The 11,817-nt window shown below is 60.7% G+C and carries 9 protein-coding genes and 3 tRNA genes; all 12 read left to right on the top strand.

Features of this window, described 5'->3' with window-relative positions; all coding sequences use genetic code 11:
* The first annotated feature begins 7 nt into the window (after positions 1-7).
* The 12 genes from GPK39_RS03035 (at position 8) to GPK39_RS02980 (ending at position 11,761) form a co-directional block, all read left to right on the top strand.
* On the top strand, positions 8-1,732 hold the full coding sequence (locus GPK39_RS03035; RefSeq protein ID WP_328517342.1) for a DnaA ATPase domain-containing protein: 1,725 nt from the start codon (positions 8-10) through the stop codon (positions 1,730-1,732).
* Positions 1,733-1,970: 238 nt separating this feature from the next.
* Positions 1,971-3,074 (top strand): DNA polymerase III subunit beta, encoded by a 1,104-nt coding sequence (gene dnaN / locus GPK39_RS03030; RefSeq protein ID WP_022094338.1) that lies wholly within the window; start codon positions 1,971-1,973, stop codon positions 3,072-3,074.
* A 10-nt stretch (positions 3,075-3,084) separates the two neighbouring features.
* Complete coding sequence (gene recF, locus GPK39_RS03025; protein ID WP_215673717.1) at positions 3,085-4,191, top strand: DNA replication/repair protein RecF; 1,107 nt, start codon at positions 3,085-3,087, stop codon at positions 4,189-4,191.
* Complete coding sequence (locus tag GPK39_RS03020) at positions 4,178-4,741, top strand: DciA family protein (RefSeq protein ID WP_338404382.1); 564 nt, start codon at positions 4,178-4,180, stop codon at positions 4,739-4,741. Before recF ends, GPK39_RS03020 begins: the two co-directional genes overlap by 14 nt.
* A 105-nt stretch (positions 4,742-4,846) precedes the next feature.
* Positions 4,847-6,877, top strand: coding sequence for a DNA topoisomerase (ATP-hydrolyzing) subunit B (gyrB, locus tag GPK39_RS03015; protein ID WP_022094340.1), 2,031 nt, complete (start codon positions 4,847-4,849; stop codon positions 6,875-6,877).
* A gap of 41 nt (positions 6,878-6,918) precedes the next feature.
* A complete protein-coding gene (gene gyrA / locus GPK39_RS03010; RefSeq protein WP_215673734.1) occupies positions 6,919-9,630 on the top strand; it encodes a DNA gyrase subunit A in 2,712 nt (903 codons plus the stop codon).
* Between the two features lie 300 nt (positions 9,631-9,930).
* A tRNA-Ile gene (locus tag GPK39_RS03005) sits at positions 9,931-10,007 on the top strand.
* A 67-nt stretch (positions 10,008-10,074) separates the two neighbouring features.
* Positions 10,075-10,150 (top strand) — tRNA-Ala (locus tag GPK39_RS03000).
* A 4-nt stretch (positions 10,151-10,154) separates the two neighbouring features.
* Positions 10,155-10,231: transfer RNA gene (locus tag GPK39_RS02995), tRNA-Ile, on the top strand.
* A gap of 159 nt (positions 10,232-10,390) precedes the next feature.
* Positions 10,391-10,891: a bifunctional nuclease family protein gene (locus tag GPK39_RS02990; protein ID WP_117756926.1), complete on the top strand. Its 501-nt coding sequence runs from the start codon at positions 10,391-10,393 to the stop codon at positions 10,889-10,891.
* A 33-nt stretch (positions 10,892-10,924) separates the two neighbouring features.
* Positions 10,925-11,281, top strand: coding sequence for a hypothetical protein (locus tag GPK39_RS02985; RefSeq protein ID WP_117564021.1), 357 nt, complete (start codon positions 10,925-10,927; stop codon positions 11,279-11,281).
* 30 nt (positions 11,282-11,311) lie between these two features.
* Positions 11,312-11,761 carry a hypothetical protein gene (locus tag GPK39_RS02980; protein WP_215673716.1) on the top strand — a complete coding sequence of 150 codons (450 nt, stop codon included), beginning with the start codon at positions 11,312-11,314 and terminating at the stop codon, positions 11,759-11,761.
* Positions 11,762-11,817: the final 56 nt, after the last annotated feature.

Below are 11,817 nucleotides of genomic sequence, written 5' to 3'. Positions count from 1 at the left end.
AGAGACAGTGGACGAGGAAGCAAGCATCATCCTGGGGGATGCCATCGCCTTTTGTCAGCGCGACGGCCAAGATGCACGCCTCATCAACATGCTGGGGCAATCGCGCGCCATAAGCCTGACCGAAGATACGCTCACGATCGAGGCCCCCTCGCGCTTTGCCATCGCGCAGCTCAAAAAGCATCAGCCGACTATTGAGGCCTATCTGGAAGAAATCGCCTTTGCACCGATTGCGCTCGACATCGTGGCACCGCAAGGCGCCGCGACGGAATCCGCTGCCGCGACGGCGCCCGCCACGGCTCCCGCTGCTTCCCCGGCGGTGCCGGCCTCCGCAGGCGACGTGCCGACAATCGAGCACCAGCACAGCGATGTTTCCCGTGAAACCATGGCACCGTTGCCGACCGCGGCAGCGACGTCAACGAATGCACCCGTCACGCACATGCCCATCGCTCACGACGCAGCGGCGGGCGCGGATTCGGGCATTGCAATCAAGAACACGCTCTCGGCCGATGATTTTCGTCGCATGATGAACCAGATGAAGGGCGGAGCGCCGACTAAATCCACGCAAGCTGCGGCCCCCGCTTCACCCATGCCAGCGCCGACCGTGCCGGCCGAGCAGAATACGGATGGAGCCCCACTCGCCGCGAACTCAAAATTCACCTTTGAGAACTTTGTCTACGGCCCCGAGAACAGCCATGCCTATCGCTCGGCACTCAAGTTTGCCGCCCTCGCGGACGAGCGCGGCACGTGCACATCGCTGTTCATCTACGGCAAATCGGGCCTGGGCAAGACGCACCTGCTGCTTGCCATCAAAAACGAGCTCGCCGAGAAGTCGCCCGAGATCAAGGTCAAGTATGCCAACTCCCAGGCATATCTGGACGACCTGATGACCGAGTTCGACCGCCAAAAGAAGAGCAACGCCCCCATCATGCAGGCGTACCACGGCGTGGACGTGCTCATCATCGATGACATCCAAAACATCATCGGCAAGCGCGCGAGCGTGGACTACTTTTTCCAGCTCATGGACGAGTTCATCCGCAACAACAAGAAGGTCGTCATCGCGGCAGACCGCGCCCCCAAGGACCTGAGCATGGATGAGCGTCTGACCAGCCGCTTCAACGCCGGCATGCTCTGCCTGGTCGCAGAGCCCAGCTACGAGATGAAATACAAGATCTTGCAGCGCTATTACGAGAACACCATCGTCGCCGCTCCCGAGGCAGGCGACGACTCGCTGCTGGCGGCCTATGGGGGCGACGGCGGGCACCTGACCGACGAGCACTTTAAACACATGGCCGAAGTCTCGGGCACCAACATCCGCGAACTCGAGAGCTTTTGCGAGCGCTGCGCCGGCGAGGCGGGCGACCGCGAGCGCGAGGGCGGGGAGCTCACCTTTGACGATATCGACGCCATTGCCAGCCAGTACTTCGACACATCGGCCAAAAAGATCAACGTGCAAACGGTTCAGTCCGTCATTGAAGAGCAGTACGGCGTGACGCACGAGGAGCTCATCGGCCCGCGTCGCAACGCCAATATCGCCAAAGCACGCCATATCGCTATCTACCTGGCTATCGAGATGTGCGAGATGACGACCACGGCGGTGGGCGCCGAATTTGGCAACCGCAACCACTCGACCGTCAGCACGAGCTACAAAAAGGTCCAGAAGATGATTCAGGAAGACCGCACCGTCACCGAAGACCTCAAGTCGCTGCGCGATAAAATAACACTGCGCTCGTAGGGAAATAGAGACACCTGTTGAAAACTTGTCGAAACCACGGGCATAAGGTGTCTAAAACCCAACCCGCGGTGATGAAAAGTTTTGCGCAGGTTTTGAACGTGGAAAACCACCCCTGTTGCACACAGGTTGCTGTCGATTCTCTTTCTGGGTCTGACCTGCGTCTTTGTGAGTAATCAACAGTTTCGTCAGTGCTATTACTATTATTAAGATATTTATATCTATAGAAAGGTATTAAAAGATGAAGTTTACCGTCAGCCAGAGCTCGCTTACACAAGCCATCGGCGTCGTTATGAAGGGTGTCGCTTCGGCATCCACCCTTCCCATCCTGTCGGGCGTGCTCGTTAAGGCCCAAGACGGCATCTTGGAATTCCAGACCTCTAACTACACCATCTCAATCCGCCATCGTATCGCGGCGCATGTCGAAGAAGAGGGCGAGATGGTTATCCCCTGCAAGATGCTCTCCAATATCACCAAGACCCTCCCCGATGCCCCGGTCACCTTTGAGCTGTCCGAGCGCCAGGTGCTGATTGGTTGCGAGAAGAGCTCGTTCCGTCTGAACACGCTCGATGCCAATGACTTCCCCGAGTTTCCAGCCTATGCCATCGAGAGCGCCGTGGAACTGCCGACCGATATCTTGTCCGAGATGGTCGGCCGTGTGTGGCGCGTCACCTCGACCGACAAGGCCCGCCCCATCTTGGGTGGCGTGCACATGAAGGTCGAGAACAACACCGTGCGCCTGGTGGCGACCGATTCCTTCCGCTTGGCCGTGTGCGATACACAGGTCGAGACCTCGACTCTCGAGGGTTCCTTTGAACTCAACGTTCCGGCTGACGCGTTTAACGACGCGCTGAACATCATGGCCAGTCAGGCGACCATCATGATCGGGGCTACCGACACCCAGGTTGTCTTCGAGGCCGGCAACACCACCTACGTGTCGCGCCGCATCGAGGGCGTGTACCCCAACTACAAGCAGCTCATCCCCGATTCGTGCGTGACGAGCGTCAAGATCGACGTCGCCGCCTTTAACGCCGCCCTCAAGCGCGTGGCCGTTATCGCGAGCGCCAACCCCGCCGTCAAGTTCGAGATCGATGTCGAGAACGGGCAGATGGGCCTGTCCTCCATTTCCAATGACCAGGACCTTGCGCAGGAGACGATCGATGTCGAGGCCGAGGGCGAGTCGGGCACCATCGCCTTCAACTACCACTACATCTTCGGCTGCCTCAATGCCCTGTCCAAGGAGAAGGAGATCACGCTGGAGCTCAAGAGCTACTCGCAGGCGGGCATCTTCAAGTCCTACGACAAGATCAACTACCTGTACCTGGTCATGCCGGTCCGCATCTAGCAACTGCCCTATGACCATGTTCGCCCGCGATCTTTCCGTCGCGCACTACCGCAGCTTCGATAGCTATCGCCTTGCCCTGGACGAGGGCGTGACGATACTTGCGGGACCCAACGCGGCGGGAAAGACCAATCTCATAGAGGCGCTGCAGCTGCTGACGAGCGGCGCCTCGTTTAGGCATCCGACCGCAGCCGAGCTCGTCCATGACGGCGTGGGCTCGTGCAAGGTCGAGCTGAGGCTCGAGGGCGACGGCCGCGTGCTTGATATGGGATTGAGCGCGGAGGACGGTAAACGCTCGTTTAGCCGCAACGGCAAGAGATGCTCTGCCGCCGGTGTGCGCGGGGTTCTGCCGAGCGTGCTGTTTTGCCCCGACCATCTGGACATGGTTAAGCGAGGCGCCAGTGTGCGCCGCGCCGCCCTCGACGACTTTGGCATGCAACTGAGCGCACGCTATGCCGATCTTGCGAGCACCTATGGTCGCTGCGTGACCCAGCGTAACGCCTTGCTCAAGGAGGCCTGGTGCTGCCGCGAGATGCTCGGCGCGTGGAACGATTCGATTGCCCGCGCGGGCGCGGCTCTGCTCGTGCACCGGTTGGCCCTGCTCGACCGGCTGGCGGGCCATGTGCGTACTGCCTACGGGCAAGTGGCGTCCGGTGAAGCCGCCAACGTGTCCTATGCGTCCACGCTGGGGGATTTGCCCCAGACCGAGGACCGAGAAGAGCTGAAGGGCTGGGCGTACGAGCGCATGCTGGCTGCCCTTGATGAGCACGCCGACGAGGAAATTCGCCGCGGCGTGACGTTGGTGGGACCGCATCGCGACGAGATTGAGTTTGCTGTGGCGGGTCGCTCCGCCCGTTCATTTGCCAGCCAAGGTCAGCAGCGAACGTTGGTTTTGGCCTGGAAGGTGGCGGAGGTGGCCGTGGCTCGCGATGTCCTGGGCACCGCCCCACTGCTGCTTTTGGACGACGTGATGAGCGAACTCGACGGCGAACGCCGCGGTGCTTTCCTGCGGCTGATCGGCGATGATATCCAGACGGTCATAACCACGACCAACCTGGGGTACTTTACCGATGACCTGCTTGATCGAGCCAAGGTGGTGAGCATGGGTGAGACGTGCTAATTACGAGCGCGAGAGCGAAACGGTCGCCTTCAGTGGCTTTTTGAACGCAGAGCGCCAGCGCATCCTGGCGGCTGCGACCCCTGAGCGCCGTGCGCAGATGGAGGCCGCCGAGGAGTCGCGCGCGGTCTATCGCGCGTGGAACGCGGTGTGCTCGGGCACGCGCGAGGGGCGGCATGTGACGGGCCTGCGCTACCTGCCCGAGTCCAATGAGCTGCTGGTATATCTCGACTCGCCCTCGTGGACGCAGGAAATGACGTTGTTGCGCGAGATCATCCGCGCGCGCATGGAGCGCGCCGGTGCGCATGTGGATGGCCTGGTGTTTAAAACCACCGCGCCCGGTCACACGCCGCCCGCCGCCAAGGAGCGCCTGCGCCCGGCGACGACCGAGCGCCCGCCGGCTCCGCACGCCGACCTCAGCGATGCCGAGCGCACCGAGATTGAGCGCCAAGTGGCGCCCATCGAAGACCAAAAACTGCGCGAGGCCCTCGAGAACGCCATGAGAGCCAGTGCCGAGTGGGCCAAGGGCGTGCAAAGCAAAAAAGAGCCTTAAATCGCATCTGGTGGCCTTGTAGAGCCAAATACCCTCGTTCCCGAGGGTATTTTTTTACGATAAACTAGTAAGGCTGTACACATTTTCTTGACTGAAGGAGGACGTGTGGCAAACGAAAACGATTACGATGGCGGCGAGATTAAGATTCTCGAAGGTCTCGAGGCCGTTCGTAAGCGCCCGGGCATGTATATCGGCTCGACGAGCGCCAGCGGTCTGCATCACCTGGTGTGGGAGATCGTTGACAACTCCGTCGACGAGGCCATGGCCGGTTTCTGCACCGAGATCCAGGTGACGGTCCACGCCGACAACTCCATCACGGTCGTCGACAACGGGCGCGGTATCCCCGTCGACGAGCACCCTGTTAAAAAGATCCCGACGCTCGAGGTCGTCATGACGATTTTGCACGCCGGCGGTAAGTTCGATAATTCGGCCTATAAGGTCTCGGGCGGCCTGCACGGCGTTGGCATCTCCGTCGTCAACGCACTGTCCAAGCGCGTGGTCGTTCAGGTTCGTCGCGACGGCAACACCTACGAGATGGAGTTCTCGCGCGGCAAGACCGTCAAGAAGATGGAGGTCGTGGGCACCTCGGATTCGACGGGCACCACCGTCACCTTCTGGCCCGACGACGAGATCTTCGAGACCTGCATTTACGATTTCGATACGCTGCACAACCGTCTGCAGGAGACGGCGTTCCTCAATAAGAACCTCAAAATCGTGCTGACTGACGAGCGCGAGTCTACTCCCCACGTGGAGGAGTTTTGCTACGAGGGCGGCATCATCGACTTCGTCAAGTTCCTTAACGAGGGCAAGGACGTCCCCGAGGCCTTTAAGGAGCCTATCTACATCGAGGGCAAATCGGACCCGGACGCACCTGTGGCCAAGATGGGCGAGGTTGAGGTTTCCCTGCAGTGGAATAGCGGCTACGGCGAGAACGTCATGTCGTTTGCCAACGACATCTACACCCCCGAGGGCGGCATGCACCTTGAGGGCTTCCGCACCGCGCTCACCCGCGTGATCAACGACTATGCGCGCAAGCAGAACCTGCTCAAGGAAAAAGACGCCAATCTGACCGGCGACGATGTGCGCGAGGGCCTTTCGGCCGTTATCTCGGTCAAGCTGCCCGATCCGCAGTTTGAGGGCCAGACCAAGGCCAAGCTCGGCAGCTCCTATATGCGCGCGCTGACGCTCAAGATCGTGACCGACGGCCTTGCCGATTACCTCGAGGAGCACCCTAAGCCCGCTCGCGAGATCGTCAAGAAGGCGCAGCAGGCCTGCAAGGCGCGCAATGCCGCCCGCAAGGCGCGCGAGGCGACCCGCCGCAAGAGCCTGCTCGAGACGGCGTCCCTGCCCGGTAAGCTCGCCGACTGCTCGGTGCGCGATGCCGAGCTGACCGAGCTCTTCATCGTAGAGGGCGACTCGGCAGGCGGTTCGGCCAAGGACGGCCGTCGCCGAGACATCCAGGCGATTCTGCCCCTGCGCGGCAAGATTTTGAACGTCGAGCGCGTTGGTGACCATCGCGCGTTCTCGAGTGACACCATCCAGTCGCTGATTACCGCGATCGGCTGCGGCGTCACGACGAGTGCCGGCGACGGCGGCGATTTCGATATCACCAAGGCGCGCTACCACAAGATCATCATCATGACCGATGCAGACGTCGACGGCGCGCATATCCGCATCCTGCTGCTGACGTTCTTCTACAAGTACATGCGTCCGCTGATCGATGCCGGCTACGTCTATGTTGCCTGCCCGCCCATCTTTGGCATTAAGGTGCGCAACAAGATCCACTACGTGTATCCCAACGGCCGCCAGCCCGAAGACGAGATCCTGCGCGATACCATCCAGAGTCTGGGCCTGAACCCCGATGATAACGACGAGGACGGCAAGGCCAAGGACGGCAAGATCACCAAAAAGCGCAAGGGCTATACCGTCCAGCGCTACAAGGGCCTGGGCGAGATGGACCCCAAACAGCTTGCCTCGACGACGATGGACCCAAAGACCCGCATTCTGCAGCGTGTGTCGATCGAGGACGCCGTGGTGGCGGACCGCGCCGTGCGCGAGCTGATGGGTTCCGAGGTCGGCTATCGCCGCGAGTACATCGAGAAGCATGCACATGATGCACGATTCCTTGACGCTTAAGAGGAGGTAACGTGGCAGACGATATCAACAATAACGAGGGTATGGGCGAGGCCGGCGATGCCGGTATGCCCGATGATCTGAAGCGCCTGCTTGCCCGTGCTGAGCAGGGCGAGGACGGCGATCCGGACGCCTATAACCCCGATGCCGATGATGATGAGGAAGAGGACGACGACGGTGAGCTCGAGGAGAGCTTTGGCGAAGTCGATCGTGGCGCCTCGGCCGGCGAGGACATCAACGGCGGCCAGCTCCAGATTTCGGAGTTCGGTCGCGAGATGAAGCAGTCGTTCATCGAGTATTCGATGTCGGTTATCACAGCGCGTGCCCTGCCGGACGTGCGCGACGGCTTAAAGCCGGTACACCGCCGCATCCTGTACGCGATGAACGAGAGCGGCATCTACCCCAACCGCCCACACAAAAAGTCGGCCTGGACGGTCGGCGAAGTTATCGGTAAGTACCACCCGCACGGTGACTTTGCGGTCTACGAGGCCATGGTCCGCCTGGCGCAGTGGTTCTCCATGCGCACGCCGCTCATCGACGGTCACGGCAACTTCGGCAACATCGATGGCGACGGCGCGGCGGCCATGCGTTACACCGAGAGCCGCCTGGCCAAGCCCGCCATGGAACTGCTGCGTGACTTGCAGAAGGATACCGTCGACTGGCAGCCCAACTACGACGAATCGCTCGCCGAGCCCGTGGCACTGCCTGCGCGCTTCCCCAACCTGCTGGTCAACGGCAGCCAGGGCATCGCCGTCGGCATGGCCACCAACATCGCCCCGCATAACCTCACCGAGGCGATCGAGGCCACCTGCTACCTGATCGACAACCCCGACGCCACCGTCGACGAGCTCATGCAGATCATGCCCGGTCCGGACTTCCCCACCGGCGCCATCATCATGGGCAGCGCCGGCATTAAGCAGAGCTACGAGACCGGCCGCGGCTCCATTACCGTGCGTGCCAAGGCACATGTGGAGTCCACCAAGACCGGCCGCAGCCGCCTGGTCTTTACCGAGATTCCCTACATGGTCAACAAGGGCACCCTGCAGGAGAAGATCGCCCAACTCGTCAACGACAAGCGCATTGAGGGCATCTCGGATATGCGCGATGAGTCCAACCAGAAGGGCATCCGTCTGGTCATCGAGCTCAAGAAGGGCGTCATTCCGCAGGTCGTGCTCAACAACCTGTATAAGTACACCTCGCTGCAGACGACCTTTGGCGCCAACAACCTGGCACTCGTCAACGGCGTTCCCAAATGCCTGAGCCTGCGCGAGATGCTGCAGCACTACATCGACCACCAGGTCGACGTCGTCACCCGCCGCACCCGCTTCGACCTTAAGAAGGCCCAGGCCCGCGCGCATATCCTCGAGGGCTACCTGATGGCCCTTGACCATATCGACGAGGTCATCAGCATCATCCGCTCCTCGCAGACCGACTCCGAGGCCAGCAGCCGACTGATCGAACGCTTTGGCTTTACGCCCGAGCAGACCACGGCCATCCTCGAGATGAAGCTGCGCCGCCTGACCGGCCTGGAGCGCGACAAGATCCAAGAAGAGTTGGACGGCCTGCGCCGCGCCATCGCCTACTACGAGGACCTGCTGGCGCACGAGGAGAAGATTCTGGGCGTCATCAAGGAAGAGATGCGCGAGATCTCCAGGAAGTTTGGCGACAAGCGCCGTACCGAAATCAGCCAGGTTGAGAAGGACCTGGATGTCGAGGACCTCATCGCCGACGAGGATATGGTCGTGACCATCACCCACACCGGCTACGTTAAGCGTATCCCAGTGGCTGCCTACCGTGCCCAGAAGCGCGGTGGCAAGGGCGTGTCGGGCGTCAACCTCAAAGAGGACGACGTTATCGATGAGATGTTCATCGCGTCCACGCACGAGTACGTGCTGTTCTTCTCGAGCAAGGGCAAGGTCTATCGCCTGAAGGTGCACGAGCTGCCGGTGGGTACGCGCCAGGCGCGCGGTACCGCGATCGTCAACCTGCTGCCCTTCGAGGAAGGCGAGAAGATCGCGAGCGTCATCAGCTGCCGCGAGTTCCCGGCCGACGAGTACCTGATGTTTGCCACCAAGAGCGGCATGGTCAAAAAGACCGTGATGAGCGCATATGACCGCAGCCGTCGCGACGGCCTGATCGCTATCAACCTGCGTGACGACGACGCGCTGCTGAACGTGCGCCGCGTGCGCGAGGGCGACAAGATTATCCTGGCCACCACCGCGGGCAAGGCGATCATGTTCTCCGAGGAGCAGGTGCGCGCCACCGGCCGCGATACCAGCGGCGTTCGCGGTATCGGTCTGAAGGACGGCGTGAGCGTTCTGGGCATGGAAGTCACTAACGGCAACGGCGATCTGTTCGTCATCACCGAGCGCGGCTACGGCAAGCGCACGCCGGTTGCGGACTACCCGGAGCAGAATCGCGGCGGCCAGGGCGTCTACACCATCCAAATGACCGAGCGTAAGGGTAACCTCGCGGCCATGAAGACAGTGGGCCCGCAGCACGAGCTATTCATCGTGACGGAGGGTGCGACGGTCATTCGCGTCAAGACCGACGAGATCAGCCAGACTGGCCGCGCTACCCAGGGCGTCAAGATGATGACCGTCGACGACAACGACCGCATCTGCGCCGTAGCCCGCATGACGGCCGCCAAAGAGAGGCCCGAAGGCGAAGCCACAGAAAACGGCTCTGCTTCCGAAGAAACCCCTGTCGATCTAGGCGACGGCAACGACATGCCAGAAGATCTCCTCGACGAGTAAGAGGCCCTGGCTGGTAGAAAATATCAGACCCCAAATATCGGCGGTCGGCGCACTGCGCGCCGACCGCTTTTTTGAAAACCTTGGGACTCGTGTTCGCCCCGGTCGCACGGCGGCATGTGAAGTCGATCGCGAGTTCCGCACGAGCCAGAGAGCACTTAATGTGCTCTCTGCGCGAGTCAGGACTGTCCGAGCAGGCGACTTCACATGCCGCCGTGCGACCGGGGCGAACACCCTTCAAAGATTTTCAAAAAAGTTGTTGACGCGCGCGTAACGACTCGTCTAATATATCCCTTGCGCGATGGACCTGTAGCTCAGTTGGTTAGAGCGTCCGGCTGATAACCGGGAGGTCACAAGTTCGAATCTTGTCAGGTCCACCACTTTCTTTCGCAATAAACACCCCAGCGAGAGCCGAGTCGCCGCTGGGGTGTTTATTACTGTCTCCGTGGGGGTTTAGCTCAGCTGGGAGAGCGCGGGCTTTGCAAGCCTGAGGTCAGGGGTTCGATCCCCCTAACCTCCACCATGATGGACCTGTAGCTCAGTTGGTTAGAGCGTCCGGCTGATAACCGGGAGGTCACAAGTTCGAATCTTGTCAGGTCCACCATCAAAACTGTGAAGAGCCCTGGGGCGTTGCCTCGGGGCTTTTTTCTTGTCTGCGATAAATCTCATTTTGGTTTTGTGTGCTGTGCGAAAGATTGGGTAGTATAGCTATTCAATGCGGCGACCTTGCCGCGTGTTAACCGCTACGTACCGGAGGTGTTCCATGGTTCGTGTCGACATAGAGACCATCGTCATGGCCGCCGGTCCCGTGCCATCGCTTATCGTACTTCGTGAGCGCAGCAGCAAATCGGACTCGCCCGCGCCGCTGCGTTCCCTTTCCATTCAGACTGGTTCGTTTGAAGCTGCTGCCATCAGCCGCGGCATCGATAGCGGCCGCGCCGAGCGCCCGATCACCCATGACCTGCTGCTCGATACCGTTGACGCCCTGGGCGCCAAGCTCGAGCGCATCGAGATCGTTCGCGCCGAGCCGCCGGTGTTCTACGCGACGATCGTCGTACTGGCCGATGGCGAGGAGCGCAAGATCGACGCCCGCCCCAGTGACGCCATTGCCCTTGCCGTGCGCAGCAATGCCCCCATGTTTGTGGAGGACGACATCATGAATCGCCTGGGCACTGTTTCCACCCACGCCGAGGATGTCGACGACGAGCAGGAGTTCGAGAAGTTCGACGAGTTCGTCCATACGCTCTCCCCCGATGATTTCTAAATGCGGGGCGGACGGGTTGCGGAGCGTTCGCTGATGGCCGGCGGTATCTCGGCTGAGGCGGCGGCCATTGCGCGCGAGGCCCAGATGCGCTCGGAGGCATCCGAGGCGGCTCGCATTGCCTATGTGACGCAGGCCCGCACGCTTCGCGAGCGCCGCGGCTCGTTTATCAAGATGGTTGTCGTCTCCGCCCTTGTCGCGGCAATCTGCTCGCGCCTTCGTGGTACAGTTGGTGCGCTTGGGTTTTCGATTTCAACAGGCTTGGTAATCTGGGGTGTGGTCGATGCAGTAATGCTGACCAACCAGATCAAGGTACTCGACAAGCGCGCGATGGATATGATGCGCGCCCGCGACGCTGCCGCCAAGATCGCTGCCGAGGCACAAGAACTGTAACGACGCCAGACTCGATGGGAAGGTCTAAAGATGGCACAGGATATGCAAGACGCCGGTAACGTCTCCGCCGAGCTCGACGCCATGGTGTGTGGCCTGATTGGTGCATTCTTGGACGACCTTGCCGCCGGCGAGAATCCGGGCGTAGTTGTGGCGATCGAGGACGCTGCTTCCAACCGCTATCTGGCCGCGCTCGACGAAGATGGCGAGGAGGCATGCCTCGAGGCTGCCACCAACTTTATCTCCGAGCACAAGATGGGTCTTAAGGACGAGGGGCTGGGCCGCATCGCCCGCTATGCCATCGGCTATACCGGTTGTGTCGAAATTGACGGCGGCTATCACGACGCCCTGCTTGTGAGCTTCTTCGAAACCACGCTCGAGAGCGGTTTTTCGGCATACGTGCTGTATGAGGGCATGGGTGCCGGCGATGGTTTTATGTGGAGCGACCCTGAACCTGCAGGTGAGGAAACCCCTCTCATCTAAAATCGCTAAAATAAACGAGTTTTCGGTAAAAGGCTCAATATTCCCGCTGAGCGTTG

Origin of the sequence: Collinsella aerofaciens (assembly GCF_018785245.1) — a bacterium.
GTDB classification, from domain to species: domain Bacteria; phylum Actinomycetota; class Coriobacteriia; order Coriobacteriales; family Coriobacteriaceae; genus Collinsella; species Collinsella aerofaciens_AD.
The sequence above is the reverse complement of the archived record's forward strand: the minus strand, read 5'-3'. Positions and strand labels throughout refer to the sequence as shown.